The organism is Mesorhizobium sp. M1322 (genome assembly GCF_040318085.1).
Classification (GTDB): Bacteria; Pseudomonadota; Alphaproteobacteria; order Rhizobiales; family Rhizobiaceae; genus Mesorhizobium.
Window position 1 is genome coordinate 1 of the sequence record NZ_JAMYLP010000063.1, and the last position, 13750, is coordinate 13750.

The window sequence follows — 13750 nt, forward strand, 5'->3', positions numbered from 1 at the left end:
ATCAGCGACCGGCTCTGCCCCGCCTCCGGCCGTTGGGGACACCTTCGCCCCGTGACGGGGGAGATGGGAAGATCAGGCCGACGCGCGCGCTTCGGCCAAGGCCTTCAGATCAGCCGGCTTGAGCTCAACCGATTCGCCGCAGCCGCAGGCAGAGCTCTGGTTCGGGTTGCGGAAGGTGAAGCCGGTGCGTAGCGTCGTCTGCTCGAAATCCATCTCGGTGCCGAACAGGAAAAGCGCGGCCTCGGGCGCGACATAGACATGGGCGCCGTCGCGCTCGATATGGTCGTCCTTGGTGTTGGGTTCGGTCACCAGGTCGACCGTATATTCCATGCCGGCGCAGCCGCCCTTCTTGATGCCAAGGCGAATCCCATGCGCATTCTCACGGGTCGCGACGATCTCGCGCACCCGGTCGGCAGCCTTTTCGGTCATCGTGATGACGGCAAAGCGTCCCATCTTTTCTTTCTCCATTGCGTGCAGGTTCAAGGCCTGCCGAATGATTCCTCACCTAAAATGGTGAAATTTTCTGCCTGGCGCAAGTACGCCAATCTTTGTCATATCCGGTGCTAGTACCAGCCCACCGCCACTTGCGCCTCTTCCGACATGCGGTCGGGCGACCAGGGCGGATCGAAGGTCATGTTGACCTCGACGCCGGACACGCCTTCGACGGCGCCGACGGCGTTTTCCACCCAGCCCGGCATTTCGCCGGCCACCGGACAGCCGGGCGCGGTCAGCGTCATGTCGATCTTGACCGAGCGGTCGTCCTCGATGTCGATCTTGTAGATCAGGCCGAGCTCGTAGATGTCGGCCGGGATTTCCGGGTCGTAGACCGTCTTCAGCGCCGAGACGATGTCGTCGGTGAGCCGCGCCAGTTCGTCGGCGGGAATGGCCGAGGCGGAAACCAGACCGTTGGCGGTCGTTTCCGAAGCGGTCTCAGCGGTGCGGCCTGCATCATCCATGATCGTCATCCGAAGAACTTTCGCGCTTTTTCGAGCGCATCGGCCAAAGCGTCGACTTCGGCCCTGGTATTATACATGCCGAACGATGCCCTGCATGTGGAAGTTACGCCGAAGCGTTTCAACAGCGGCTGGGCGCAATGGGTACCGGCGCGGACAGCAACGCCTTGCCTATCGATCACCATCGACACGTCATGGGCATGAATGCCCTGCAGTTCGAAGGAGATGATGGCGCCCTTATCCGGCGCGTCGCCGAAGATGCGCAGCGAATTGATGGCGCGCAGCCGCTGATGCGCATAATCCTTCAAATCGGCCTCATGGGCGGCGATGCGCTCGCGGCCGATCTTTTCTATGTATTCCAGCGCAGCACCCAGCCCGATCGCCTGCACGATCGGCGGCGTGCCGGCCTCGAAGCGATGCGGCGGGTCGTTATAGGTGACGAAGTCTTGCGTCACCTCCTCGATCATCTCGCCGCCGCCCATGAACGGACGCATGCGCTCCAGCATGTCCTTCTTGCCGTAGAGCACGCCGATGCCCGAGGGCCCATAGACCTTGTGGCCGGTGAAGACGAAGAAATCGCAGTCGAGATCCTGCACGTCGATCGGCATGTGCACGGCGCTCTGGCTGCCGTCGACCAGCACCGGAATGCCGCGCGCGTGCGCGATGCGGACGATCTCCTTGATCGGCGTCACCGTGCCCAGCGCATTCGACATGTGCGTGATGGCGACCAGTTTTGTGCGGTCGGTCAGCCGTTTCTCGAACTCCTCGATATGAAAGACGCCGAGATCGTCGACCGGCACCCAGACCAGTTTCGCACCCTGCCGCTCGCGGATGAAATGCCACGGCACGATGTTGGAATGGTGCTCCATGATCGACAGGACTATTTCATCGCCCTCGCCGATATTGGGCATGCCGAAGCCATAAGCGACGGTGTTGATCGCCGCGGTCGTGTTCGAGGTGAAGACGATGTTGTCGGTATCAGGCGCGTTGAGAAATCTTTGCACAATCTTGCGCGCGTTCTCAAAGGCATCGGTTGCGGCATTCGAAAGGAAATGCAGCCCGCGATGGACGTTGGCATATTCCTGGGAATAAGCGTGCTGGATAGCGTCGAGCACGGCCTGCGGCTTCTGCGCCGAGGCGCCATTGTCGAGATAGACCAGCGGTTTGCCGTAGACTTCCCGCGACAGAATCGGAAAGTCGCGGCGGATCACCTCGACGTCGTAGGGGATGTTTTCGACTTTCTGGTCCATCATAAGCTCTCTCGAGGCATCGCCTCATTCCGTCCAGCACCCCTCACCACTGCTACCCATGCGCCGCGAACCAGCCGTCGAGCCTCGCTTCCAGCGCCTCGACAATCGCCTCGTCGTCCAGTTCCTCGATCACCTCGGCGACGAACGCCTTGACCAGCAGCCCGCGCCCGGTCTTCTCGTCGACGCCGCGCGCCATCAGATAGAACAGATGGTTGTGGTCGATCTCGGTGACAGTGGCGCCATGGCCGCAGACGACGTCGTCGGCGAAGATTTCGAGCTCAGGCTTGGTCGAGAACTCGCCGTCATCCGACAGAAGCAGTGTGTTGCAGGCCATCTTGGCGTTGGTCTTCTGCGCATATTGGTGGACGTTGATGCGCCCCTGGAAGACACCGCGCGCTCTTCCCGTCACCACGTTGCGGATCACCTCGGTCGAGGCCGTGTGCGGCACGGCATGGTCGAGCACCATGGTCACGTCGGTATGGGTGTCGCCGGCAAGCAGGTTGATGCCGCGCAACGTGAAATCGGCGCCTTCGCCGGTCGTTCTGACCACGACCTCCTGGCGCACCAGCTTGCCGCCGGCATTCATCACGAACAGCGTCAGCTTCGCATCCTTGCCGAGTTGCGCCTTGAACTGGGCAAGATGGGTCGCCGTATCCGGCTGCTCCTGCACGATCAGCCACGTCACGTCGGCGCCCTCGTCAAGCAGAAGCTGGCTGACCGAGCTGACGAGTGCGGCGCCCTCGCCCGTCTGGCGCTCGACGATGACAGCCTTGGCACCGGAACCAACGCGCACAGCTAGGCGCACATGGGTCTGGCCGCCGGCCTGCAGGTTCTGCAATTCGATCGGCTTATCCAGTTCGGCACCGTCGGCGATGTCGACAAAATAGCCGTCGGCAACGAAAGCGGTATTCAGCGCGCCGATGGCATCGTCGCTGCCGTAGGGATCGAGCCCAGGTGCGATGCTGCCGTCGGTCAGTTTCTCCGACAGCCGCTGGACAACAACGCCATCGATGACAGGCACTTTCGCGCTCGACACGCCGTTCAGCACCGGCAAAATGACGGAGCCCTCAACGATCGGCGCAATGGCTTTCGCGACAGCTGCGGGATCGAAGTCCGGCACCGAAGTCAGCAGACGGCGCAGGTCGGTGTAGTGCCAGGACTCGATGCGCCGCGTCGGCAGGCCGCTCTTGATCGCTTCGATAGCGTCGTCGCGCTTCAGCATCACCGTGCCGTCGCCGGGCAACAGCGACAGCCGGTCGCTGAAGGCGTCGATCAGCGCCGTTTCGGCCGGCGTTCGCTGGGGTGTCGTGTGTATATTCATCAGTTTCGCCTTGTTTGGCTTGCCTTCTGGGCCTTCTGGCATGTCACGCGGCTTGGTCGATCACGCCGGCATAGCCATTGGCCTCGAGGTCGAGCGCCAGCGACTTGTCGCCCGACTTGATCACCTGGCCCCTGTATAGAACGTGCACACTATCCGGCACGATGTACTGAAGCAGGCGCTGGTAGTGGGTGATGATGACGATGGCGCGGTCCGGCGAACGCAGCGCGTTAACGCCGTCCGAGACGATCTTCAACGCGTCGATATCGAGGCCTGAATCGGTCTCGTCGAGCACACAGAGTTTTGGCTCCAGAAGCTTCATCTGCAGGATCTCGGCGCGCTTCTTCTCGCCGCCGGAAAAGCCGACATTGAGCGGCCTTTTCAGCATCGCCATGTCCATGTCGAGCAAGGCGGCGGCGTCCTTCACGCGCTTCAGGAATTCGGGGATCTTCAGCGGCTCCTCGCCGCGCGCCTTGCGCTGCTCGTTCATCGCCACCTTCAGGAATTCCATCGTCGCCACGCCCGGTATCTCCATCGGATACTGGAAGGCGAGAAAAATGCCTGATGTGGCGCGTTCGGCCGGGTCCATTTCGAGGATCGATTGGCCGTTGTAGAGGATGTCGCCTTCTGTGACCTCATAATCCTCGCGCCCGGCGAGGATGTAGGACAGCGTCGATTTGCCCGAGCCGTTGGGGCCCATGATGGCGGCGACCTCGCCGGCTCTGACCGTCAGGTTCAGGCCGCGGATGATCTCGGTGCCGTCATCGACGATGCGGGCATGAAGGTTCTTGATCTCAAGCATTTTTTCTTTTCCTGAAAATTTTCTGTCCGGTCAGCCGACCGAGCCCTCAAGCGAAATCCCAATCAGCTTCTGCGCCTCGACCGCGAATTCCATCGGCAGTTGCTGGATGACGTCCTTGACGAAGCCGTTGACGATCAGCGCGATCGCCTCTTCTTCCGGAATGCCACGCTGCATGACGTAGAACTTCTGGTCCTCGGAAATTTTCGAGGTGGTCGCCTCATGCTCGAACTGCGCCGACGAGTTCTTGGCTTCCATGTAGGGCACGGTATGCGCACCGCACTGGTCGCCGATCAGCAGCGAGTCACAGTTGGTGAAGTTGCGGGCGTTGGTCGCCTTGCGGTGCGCCGAGACCTGGCCGCGATAGGTGTTCTGCGAGAAGCCGGCGGCGATGCCCTTGGAGATGATGCGGCTCGAGGTGTTCTTGCCGAGATGGATCATCTTGGTGCCGCTATCGACCTGCTGGTAGCCGTTCGACACGGCGATCGAATAGAACTCGCCGCTGGAATCGTCGCCGCGCAGGATGCAGCTCGGATATTTCCAGGTGATGGCCGAGCCGGTCTCGACCTGCGTCCAAGAAATCTTCGAACGGTCGCCGCGGCAGTCGCCACGCTTGGTGACGAAATTGTAGATGCCGCCCTTGCCCTCGGCGTCGCCGGGGTACCAGTTCTGCACCGTCGAGTATTTGATCTCAGCATCGTCGAGCGCGATCAATTCGACCACGGCCGCGTGAAGCTGGTTCTCGTCGCGCTGCGGCGCCGTGCAGCCTTCGAGATAGGAGACGTAGGCCCCCTCCTCGGCGATGATCAGCGTGCGCTCGAACTGGCCGGTGTTCTTCTCGTTCATGCGGAAATAGGTCGACAGTTCCATCGGGCAGCGCACGCCCTTGGGCACGAAGACGAAGGAACCGTCGGTGAACACCGCGGAATTCAAGGTGGCGTAAAAATTGTCGGAAGTCGGCACGACCGAACCGAGATATTTCTTCACCAGTTCCGGATGCTCGCGGATGGCTTCCGAGATCGAGCAGAAGATGACGCCGGCCTGCGCCAGCTCCTTCTTGAAGGTGGTGACGACGGACACCGAATCGAACACGGCATCGACGGCGACGCGGCCCGACTTGTAGACATTGTCGCTGGGTTCCTCGAGTTCCGACGCGTCGGTCTTCTGCACGCCGGCGAGGATTTCCTGTTCCCTCAGCGGGATACCGAGCTTTTCGTAGACCCTCAACAGTTCAGGATCGACGTCGCTCAGCGATGTCGGTCCCGGCGTGCTCTTGGGCGCCGCATAATAGTGGAGGTCCTGGAAATCGATCTTCGGGTAATGGACGCGCGCCCACTTCGGCTCGTCCAGCGTCACCCAGCGCCGATACGCTTCCAGACGCCATTCCAGCATCCAGGACGGCTCGTCCTTCTTCGCCGAAATGAAGCGGATAATGTCTTCGCTCAGGCCCCTTGGGGCCTTGTCCATCGCGATTTCGGTCTGGAATCCGTATTTGTATTGGTCGACGTCGATCTTTCGAACCCGATCGATCGTGTCCTGCACAGCAGGCATTAGCGTTCTCCATCCACGCCGGGGTCAAGGCCCGGCAGTTTTCAAACTATGGCACCGCGAAACGAGTGCCCGTGAGGCAACCGAGGCGGCGTAAGTTCCATATAGTGCGTCCCTGCCGGAAATTCACCCGGCCACCATGAAACGCACGGCTCTACCAGGCCAAAAAGCCTGCGTTTGTTTGCCGCGCTCAGGCGGCTTCTTCCCTGCCTGCGCGGCGTGAGGCAATACCTGCCAGCGCAGTGCGGAACAGTTCGACGTCCTCGGCGCTCGTTGCGTGGCCGATGGACACGCGCAAAGCGCCAAGGCTGTCATTGTATCCCATGGCTTTCAGCACATGGCTCGGGCCGACCTTGCCCGACGAACAGGCGGATCCGGCCGACAGCGCCACGCCCGCCAGGTCGAAGGCGATCTGCGCTGTCTCGGCCTTGATGCCCGCAATAGCGAAGAATGTCGTGTTGGCAAGCCTCGGCGCCCCGGTTCCGAAGATTTCCGCATCCGGCACCAGCGCTTTCACGATGGCCTCGATCGCGTCGCGGCGGCTGCCGACCGCATCGATGCTCTTCAACCCGATCAGGGCCTCCCGCGCCGCCGCGCCAAAACCGGCGATCGCGGCCAGATTTTCGGTGCCGCCACGATGACCCTTTTCCTGGCTGCCGCCGGCGATCAAGGGCCTAGGCATCATCAGGTCCGAGGCGGCGACGATGGCGCCAACGCCCTTGGGGCCGCCGATCTTGTGCGAAGACAGAATCAAGTAATCGGCATAACCCACTGACATATCGAGCGGAATGCGACCGGCTGCCTGCACGCCGTCGACGACCAGTATGCCGCCCGCCGTCTTGACGATTTCGGCGACGCGCCCTACCGGCTGGATGACGCCGGTCTCGTTGTTGGCGGCATGGATCGCCACCAGCGGCAGGCCGTCTGCCTTGTCGTGGGCGGCGAGCGCCGCCGCCAACGCGTCCAGCCTGACGACGCCGTCGGCGTCGACACCGAAGCGCGTCACCTGGGCTGCCGGAAAACGCCCGCCGTTCAGCACACAAGGATGATCGGCTTCGCAGACATAGAGCCGGCTCATGCGGACAGTGCCGCGCCCCATCTGCCAATCAGGCGTAAGCAGCGTCGAGGCGGCTTCCGTCGCACCTGAGGTGAACACGACATGCTGGGCGCTGGCGTTGACCAGCGCCGCCACATCGCGCCTTGCATTCTCGATCAGCCGCCGTGCGGCGCGACCCTCGGCATGGACCGATGACGGGTTGGCGGCGGCATCGAGCGCGGCAATCATTGCCGGGCGGCCGCCCCCCGCCCGCCGCGCGGGGGGCGGGGGGGGGGGCGCCCGCCCCCCGGCCAACCTCCCCCGCCCGCGCCGCGGCAAGCAGCGGCGCGCTGGCATTGTAGTCGAGATAGGCGCGTTGTCCGGCCATTTTCGTTTCGATCGGTCCCGTCAAAAGCCGTTCCGCGAGGATAGCGCGTTATTTCCTTGAAATTGCAAGGCAAGACGTCCTATTTACGCGGCGTGCGGCGTGGGTAGCCGAGCCATTACGCTTGGCCACCCAGTTTTGAACAATTCTAAACTAGCTTCTAGAAAGACGCTCGCCCTGCGTCAAGGCCAGAGGAAGAGTTGTTCCGGGCGCCGCGCATTCTTATGCCATGTGGAGTATTTTATGCCTGAGGTCATTTTCACCGGTCCGGCCGGCCGCCTGGAGGGTCGCTACCAGCCTTCCAAGGAAAAGAGCGCGCCAATTGCGATCATCCTGCACCCGCACCCCCAGTTCGGCGGCACGATGAACAACAAGATCGTCTACGACCTCTTCTACATGTTCCAGAAGCGCGATTTCACCACGCTTCGCTTCAATTTCCGCGGCATCGGCCGCAGCCAGGGTGAATTCGACCACGGCACCGGCGAATTGTCGGATGCGGCCGCGGCACTTGACTGGGTGCAATCGCTGCATCCGGATTCCAAGAGCTGCTGGGTCGCCGGCTATTCGTTCGGCTCGTGGATCGGCATGCAGCTTCTGATGCGCCGGCCGGAGATCGAAGGCTTCATCTCGATCGCGCCGCAGCCCAACACCTATGATTTCTCCTTCCTGGCGCCCTGCCCGTCGTCCGGCCTCATCATTCATGGCGACGCCGACAAGGTCGCGCCGCCAAAGGACGTGCAGGGGTTGGTCGACAAATTGCACACGCAAAAGGGCATCACCATCACCCAGAAGACCTTGCCCGGGGCCAACCATTTCTTCTCCAATGACGCGGACCTCCTGCTCCAGGAATGCGCGGACTATCTCGATCGCCGTCTGGCCGGCGAGTTGTCCGACCCGCGGCCGAAACGGTTGAGATAACAGCGATGTACCAGCCCCCGCATTTCCAGGAAACGCGACAGGACGTGGTGCACGGGCTGATCCGGGCGCATCCGCTTGGGCTGCTGATTTCAAATGGAGCCGAAGGGCCGGTCGCGAACGCGATCCCGTTCCTGCTCGACGCCGAAGTGCCGCCCAACGGCAGGCTGCGCGCCCATCTGGCGAGAGCCAATCCGCAATGGCGCCTGCTGGCCGACAGCCCGGCATTGCCCGTGCTGGTCGTCTTCCAGGGCGCCGATGCCTATGTGACGCCGTCCTGGTACGAGACCAAGCGCGAAACCGGGAAGGTCGTGCCGACCTGGAACTACGCCATCGTCCAGGTGCGTGGCACAGTCACGGTGATCGAGGACCAGGACTGGCTGGCCCAGCAGATTTCCGATCTGACGGCATCACAGGAAGCCGCTCGCGAAGCGCCCTGGGCGGTGACCGACGCACCAGCCAGCTTCATCCAGTCGCAGATCAAGGGCATTGTCGGGCTCGAAATCGAGATCACGGACATGCAAGGCAAGTGGAAGGTTAGCCAGAACCGGCCCGTAGCCGACCGTAGCGGTGTCGCCGAGGGGCTCGAGAGCGAGAGCTCGAACTCGCCCGACATGGTTCGGCTTGTACGATCCTACGGCGGACTGGACGACAGATAGGACCGACGTCGTGCAAGGTCGCAGCCCGGAGTCTCAGGCATTTTGCTGCGGCTGCGCCACGTCGCGCTGAGAGGTAGGTCGGTTAGTCGACCTTCGTCATCGCCGCCTTGCGCTCGTTGGCGATCAGCCACAGGTTGCGGATGTAGATGAACAGGCCCAGGGCCTGGCCGGCGATGAACACCGGATCTTGCCGCTGGATGGCGTAGATCAGCAGCAGGCTGCCGCCGAACAGCGAAAAGAACCAGAAAGCGATCGGCACGACGCTGCGCTTGGCCTTTTCCGATGCGACCCACTGCACGACGAAGCGCATGCTGAAAAAGAACTGGGCGACAAAGCCGAGCAGGATCCACGTATCAAACTGCTTGACGAAGACGTCGTGAAGCCAGGTCGCCAGCTCCTGAAGCACGTTAGCCATGCCGGATTTCCTCTGTTTTTGGCATTCTCCGGCGCCGGCGGCGCAGCCACCAGACACCGGCGAGATCAAGCACCCCCTGCAGGCCGCGATCGAAAATTCCGTAATTCGACTTGCCGTGGCGGCGAGAGCGGTCGACGACGTCGCAATGCACGACGCGATACCCCTCCTGGATGACAAGGGCCGGAACAAAGCGGTGCGTGCCGTCGAAGAACGGCAATTTCCTGAGGATATCGGTATGGATCGCCTTCAGGCCGCAGCCCGTGTCGCGGGTCTCGTCATGCAGGACGGCCTTTCTCAGCCAGTTGGCGAAACGGGACGCCAGTTGCTTGATCTTGCTGTCGCGACGCTTCAGGCGCTGCCCTTGCGCAACACCGAAACCGGGGCCGGCTTGCCGCAGCGCATCGACCAGCACCGGAATATATTTGGGATCGTTCTGGCCGTCGCCGTCGATCATGGCGACGATATCGCCGCGGGCCGCCCAAGCGCCCGAACGCACAGAGAGAGACTGGCCGGCGGATTTCTCATGCCGGAGGTGGCGAAGCGGAAACGGGCAAAGCACTGCCTGGGCGGCAAGCACCGAGGTGGTCTCATCGGTCGAACCATCATCGACGACGATCACCTCGAAGTCGCGTCCGACCATCGCCGCCCCGATCTCGTCAAGCAGAAGCGGCAGGTTCGCCGCCTCGTTCCGGCAAGGAATGACGATGGATATCTCCGGCATTTCGCGTCGGGCTCTGTCATAGGATATGGCATTCGATTCGATGCCGTGCGGTGCGGTTCCAGCGGGTCAGGTGCGGCAAGAACCGCTGGCGCGGCGCCTCATTACGCCAGCCCCAACGATGAAGCAAGGATGCAGCCGGAAGGCGAGCTTGCGCCGTTTCACGACCTCGTGATTGCGTTCGCACCGAGCCGATCATGTAAAACGCGATCGGACGCAAAACCGGATTCCCCTTTTGCTGACCGCGCTTGGATGCTAAACGCCCGCGTTCACGCATACCACGCCCGATCCGCTTCGGTTGGGCGCTTTCGGGAAAGAAAAAATGTCCGCGTTCAAATCCGATTTCCTGCGCATAATGAGCGAGCGCGGTTTCATCCACCAGATTTCGGATGATGCCAGCCTCGACCAGCTTTTCGCCAAGGAAACGGTGACCGCCTATATCGGCTTCGACGCAACCGCCAAAAGCCTGCATGCCGGATCGCTGATCCAGATCATGATGCTGCACTGGCTGCAGCAGACCGGCCATAGGCCGATCGCGCTGATGGGCGGCGGTACCTCGATGATTGGCGACCCGTCGTTCAAGGACGAGGCACGCAAGCTTCTGACGCCTGGGCATATCGAGGACAATCTAGCCGGCATCCGCCGCAATTTCATGCCCTACCTCAAATTCGGCAGCGGCCCGAACGACGCGACCATGATCAACAACGCCGACTGGCTGCTGGAGATCAACTACGTCAATTTCCTGCGCGATGTCGGCCGGCATTTTTCCGTCAACCGTATGCTCGCCTTCGATTCGGTCAAGCTCAGGCTCGACCGCGAGCAATCGCTGTCGTTCCTCGAATTCAACTACATGATCCTACAGGCTTACGACTTCGTCGAGCTCTACAAGCGTCTGGGCTGCCGGCTGCAGATGGGCGGCTCCGACCAGTGGGGCAACATCATCAACGGTATCGATCTCGGCCATCGGATGGAGGGCGCGCAGCTTTACGCGCTGACCACGCCCCTGCTCACCACCTCGTCTGGCGCCAAGATGGGCAAGTCGGCTTCAGGCGCCGTCTGGCTCGATGCCGAGATGCTGTCGCCATACGAATTCTGGCAGTACTGGCGCAACACCGAGGACGCCGATGTCGGCCGCTTTCTCAAGCTCTACACGACGCTGCCTCTGGATGAGATCGCGCGCTTGGAACGGCTTGGCGGCTCCGAAATTAACGAGGCGAAGAAGATCCTGGCGACTGAAATCTGTGCGCTTCTGCACGGCCGCGAGGCGGCCGAGCAAGCCGAGGAAACCGCGCGCAAGACATTCGAAGAAGGCGCGCTGGCCGACACACTGCCGACCGTCGAGGTGGGCAGGGCCGATCTGGAAAGCGGCGTCGGCATATTGTCGCTGTTCGTCACCGCCGGACTTGCCGGATCCAACGGCGAGGCGCGGCGACACATCCAGGGCGGCGCCGTGCGGTTGAACGACCAGTCCGTGTCCGACGATCGCCGGTTGGTGACACTTCAGGATCTCGGCCCGGAACAAGTCGTAAAACTGTCGCTCGGCAAGAAAAAACACGTTCTGGTGCGGCCGGTCTGACCACCGCCTGATCGATCCCGATGGGACCGGGATGGCGCTCCATTGGCCCTTTTCCGAAACCGGTTTCACTTCTTGCTGCGCTGACCTTCGGTTCGGGATCACGGTCTAGGTAAAACTTATCAGGTAACCTACTGAGAATGGCCCAGATGGGTGAATATTGCCATTCCTCTCATCGATCGAACGAGCAGGTAACGCCATTTGCAGACGTCAGCGAGTGCAGCCACTATGGTCCCAACTCGTGTTCATATCGGACGTTTCCGGTCTGACGCCGCGCGGATCCCTCCCGCCATTGACGCGATCGAGTTCGCAGCCACCCGGCGGAAGGTTCTGATCCGCCCTTTCTTGCTGCTGCGGGGGAAGACTGCTTGATTCAGCCACCAGCCCAAATTGCTGGATTTGGCAGCCCAGGAAGGATAGGCTTGGTTTTTGGTTCAAGCGATGGAACAGAGACTAGCCGCAATTTTGGCTGCCGATATGGCGGGCTACAGTCGGCTAATGGAGGCCGACGAATCCGGCACGCTCGCACGCCTTCGGACCCATCGCATAGAACTGGTCGATCCCGCCATCGCGAAGAACAAGGGCCGGATCATCAAGACCACCGGAGACGGCATGCTCGTTGAGTTCCAGAGCGTGACCGATGCCGTGAAGTGCGCCGTGGAAATCCAACAGCGCATGAAACGGCGCAATTCGGATGTGCCGCAAGAACGGCGTATCGAATTCAGGATCGGCATAAATCTCGGCGACATCATTTTCGACGATGAGGACATTTTCGGCGACGGCGTCAATATTGCCTCGCGCATCGAGCAACTCGCCGACGTCGGCGGTATCTGCGTGACCGCAGCGGTGGCGACCCAAATTGCCGACCGTCTCGAAATTGCCATGGAGGACCTGGGCGAGAAGACGTTAAAGAACATCAGCCGCCCGGTTCGCCTCTATCGCATTGGGTTTGACAGTCATATCCTGCCAGAAGTCGAGGCAAAGCGATCCATCTCGAAACCTTCGATAGTGGTGCTGCCATTCAACAACATGAGCGGCGACCCCGAGCAGGAATTTTTCGCGGACGGACTGACCGAGGACATCATCACCGAACTGTCCCGCCACCATGAGCTGTTCGTCATCTCGCGCAATTCCAGCTTCGTCTACAAGAACCGCGCCGTGAATGTGCGCGAGGTGGCCGAGAAACTTGACGTCCAATACCTGGTGGAAGGAAGCGTCCGCAAGATCGGCGACAGGGTGCGCGTGACGGTTCAGCTCATCGACACGGCGAATGACGCTCATATTTGGGCAGACAAATATGACCGGAAGCTGGACGACATATTCGCGATTCAGGATGAGGTGACCGCGGCGATCGCAGCCACGCTGCCCGGTCGTGTCGAGGCGGCTCAGCGGGACCAGCTCGCGCGGGCGAAACCTGCAAACATGGCCGCGTATGAATGTGTGCTTGCTGCCAAGGTGCTGCATCACCGAAGCACGATTGAGGATAATGAACGCGCGCAAACCTTGATAGGCAGGGCCGTCGCGCTCGACCCCGATTATGCCCATGCCCATGCCTGGCGGGCCTGCATTCTTGGCCAGGCCTGGGTCCATAACTGGTGCCAAGACAGGGATGCCGTCTGGAACGACATCATGGCAGCGCTGGACAGGGCGCTGGCGCTGGACGACAACGATGCCGATGTCCACCGCATCCTCGCCGCAGTGAACGTGAACAACAATGAGCTGACCACAGCGCGCTACCATCAAGAGCGCGCCCTCGCCCTCAATCCCAATTACGACCTCGTGGTCGTGCAGCAAGGCGAGTTATTGACGTGGCTGGGGAGGCCGGAAGAGGGAATTGAGTGGATCCGCAAGGCAATGCAGTTGAACCCGCACCACCCGGAGAGGTTCTGGAGCCATCTGGGAAAGGCGCATTTCGCCGCGCGCCAGTATGGCGAGGCGATCGAAGCTTTCATGCATCTGTCAACCATGGACTCGGTTCAGCACGCTTTCGCCGCTGCCTGCTACGGCTGGCTCGGCGACGAAATCGCGGCCGCGGCGCATCTAGGTAAGGTCAGAACGCTCGATCCTCAATTCGACCTCGATTCATTTATCGCCACCCTGCACTATGCCCAGGAGTCTGATGTGCAGCACGTCCGCGAAGGACTGCTGAAAGCCGGTATTGCCCACCTGTAGCCAGCCCGT

12 protein-coding genes and 1 pseudogene are annotated in these 13750 nt (G+C 61.5%); 4 read left to right on the plus strand and 9 right to left on the minus strand.

The annotated features are described in order from the left end of the window. Window positions 1–72: 72 nt before the first annotated feature. The 7 genes and pseudogenes from sufA to NKH12_RS21125 form a co-directional block, all read right to left on the minus strand. Window positions 73–453 (minus strand): Fe-S cluster assembly scaffold SufA, encoded by a 381-nt coding sequence (sufA, locus tag NKH12_RS21095; RefSeq protein WP_006206001.1) that lies wholly within the window; start codon window positions 451–453, stop codon window positions 73–75. Between the two features lie 110 nt (window positions 454–563). After that, window positions 564–956 (minus strand): SUF system Fe-S cluster assembly protein, encoded by a 393-nt coding sequence (locus tag NKH12_RS21100; RefSeq protein ID WP_352954905.1) that lies wholly within the window; start codon window positions 954–956, stop codon window positions 564–566. 5 nt (window positions 957–961) lie between these two features. Next, window positions 962–2203, minus strand: coding sequence for a cysteine desulfurase (locus NKH12_RS21105; protein ID WP_352954927.1), 1242 nt, complete (start codon window positions 2201–2203; stop codon window positions 962–964). Between the two features lie 52 nt (window positions 2204–2255). Next, window positions 2256–3524: a Fe-S cluster assembly protein SufD gene (sufD, locus tag NKH12_RS21110; RefSeq protein ID WP_352954906.1), complete on the minus strand. Its 1269-nt coding sequence runs from the start codon at window positions 3522–3524 to the stop codon at window positions 2256–2258. 43 nt (window positions 3525–3567) lie between these two features. Next, complete coding sequence (gene sufC / locus NKH12_RS21115) at window positions 3568–4323, minus strand: Fe-S cluster assembly ATPase SufC (RefSeq protein WP_352954907.1); 756 nt, start codon at window positions 4321–4323, stop codon at window positions 3568–3570. Between the two features lie 30 nt (window positions 4324–4353). Continuing rightward, window positions 4354–5871, minus strand: a complete 1518-nt coding sequence (gene sufB, locus NKH12_RS21120) for a Fe-S cluster assembly protein SufB (RefSeq protein WP_352954908.1) — start codon at window positions 5869–5871, stop codon at window positions 4354–4356. A 187-nt stretch (window positions 5872–6058) separates the two neighbouring features. Beyond that, window positions 6059–7292: pseudogene (locus tag NKH12_RS21125) on the minus strand (cysteine desulfurase family protein). 240 nt (window positions 7293–7532) lie between these two features. Between NKH12_RS21125 and NKH12_RS21130 the strand changes: the two are divergent. Beyond that, entirely contained in the window at window positions 7533–8207 is a 675-nt protein-coding gene (locus NKH12_RS21130) for an alpha/beta hydrolase (RefSeq protein ID WP_027154148.1), read from the plus strand. A gap of 5 nt (window positions 8208–8212) precedes the next feature. After that, complete coding sequence (locus NKH12_RS21135; RefSeq protein ID WP_352954909.1) at window positions 8213–8863, plus strand: FMN-binding negative transcriptional regulator; 651 nt, start codon at window positions 8213–8215, stop codon at window positions 8861–8863. Between the two features lie 82 nt (window positions 8864–8945). Here the strand turns inward: NKH12_RS21135 and NKH12_RS21140 are convergent, their stop codons facing one another. Continuing rightward, complete coding sequence (locus tag NKH12_RS21140; protein WP_029353575.1) at window positions 8946–9278, minus strand: lipid-A-disaccharide synthase N-terminal domain-containing protein; 333 nt, start codon at window positions 9276–9278, stop codon at window positions 8946–8948. Further along, complete coding sequence (locus tag NKH12_RS21145; RefSeq protein ID WP_352954910.1) at window positions 9271–9999, minus strand: glycosyltransferase family 2 protein; 729 nt, start codon at window positions 9997–9999, stop codon at window positions 9271–9273. The genes NKH12_RS21140 and NKH12_RS21145 overlap by 8 nt, the downstream gene beginning before the upstream one ends. Before the next feature lie 319 nt (window positions 10000–10318). Between NKH12_RS21145 and tyrS the strand changes: the two genes are divergently transcribed. Together tyrS and NKH12_RS21155 are read left to right on the plus strand one after the other, a co-directional pair. Continuing rightward, window positions 10319–11572 (plus strand): tyrosine--tRNA ligase, encoded by a 1254-nt coding sequence (gene tyrS / locus NKH12_RS21150; RefSeq protein ID WP_352954911.1) that lies wholly within the window; start codon window positions 10319–10321, stop codon window positions 11570–11572. 438 nt (window positions 11573–12010) lie between these two features. Next, window positions 12011–13741 carry an adenylate/guanylate cyclase domain-containing protein gene (locus NKH12_RS21155; protein ID WP_352954912.1) on the plus strand — a complete coding sequence of 577 codons (1731 nt, stop codon included), beginning with the start codon at window positions 12011–12013 and terminating at the stop codon, window positions 13739–13741. The last annotated feature ends 9 nt before the right edge of the window (window positions 13742–13750 follow it).

Excerpts from the sequence above, each read along its gene's own strand:
- NKH12_RS21135 (WP_352954909.1), top strand. The coding sequence starts at position 8,213 with ATGTACCAGCCCCCGCATTTCCAGGAAACGCGACAGGACGTGGTGCAC.
- NKH12_RS21130 (WP_027154148.1), top strand. The coding sequence starts at position 7,533 with ATGCCTGAGGTCATTTTCACCGGTCCGGCCGGCCGCCTGGAGGGTCGC.
- NKH12_RS21105 (WP_352954927.1), bottom strand. The coding sequence starts at position 2,203 with ATGGACCAGAAAGTCGAAAACATCCCCTACGACGTCGAGGTGATCCGC.
- sufD (WP_352954906.1), bottom strand. The coding sequence starts at position 3,524 with ATGAATATACACACGACACCCCAGCGAACGCCGGCCGAAACGGCGCTG.
- tyrS (WP_352954911.1), top strand. The coding sequence starts at position 10,319 with ATGTCCGCGTTCAAATCCGATTTCCTGCGCATAATGAGCGAGCGCGGT.
- sufB (WP_352954908.1), bottom strand. The coding sequence starts at position 5,871 with ATGCCTGCTGTGCAGGACACGATCGATCGGGTTCGAAAGATCGACGTC.
- NKH12_RS21145 (WP_352954910.1), bottom strand. The coding sequence starts at position 9,999 with ATGCCGGAGATATCCATCGTCATTCCTTGCCGGAACGAGGCGGCGAAC.
- sufA (WP_006206001.1), bottom strand. The coding sequence starts at position 453 with ATGGGACGCTTTGCCGTCATCACGATGACCGAAAAGGCTGCCGACCGG.
- sufC (WP_352954907.1), bottom strand. The coding sequence starts at position 4,323 with ATGCTTGAGATCAAGAACCTTCATGCCCGCATCGTCGATGACGGCACC.
- NKH12_RS21100 (WP_352954905.1), bottom strand. The coding sequence starts at position 956 with ATGGATGATGCAGGCCGCACCGCTGAGACCGCTTCGGAAACGACCGCC.
- NKH12_RS21140 (WP_029353575.1), bottom strand. The coding sequence starts at position 9,278 with ATGGCTAACGTGCTTCAGGAGCTGGCGACCTGGCTTCACGACGTCTTC.
- NKH12_RS21155 (WP_352954912.1), top strand. The coding sequence starts at position 12,011 with ATGGAACAGAGACTAGCCGCAATTTTGGCTGCCGATATGGCGGGCTAC.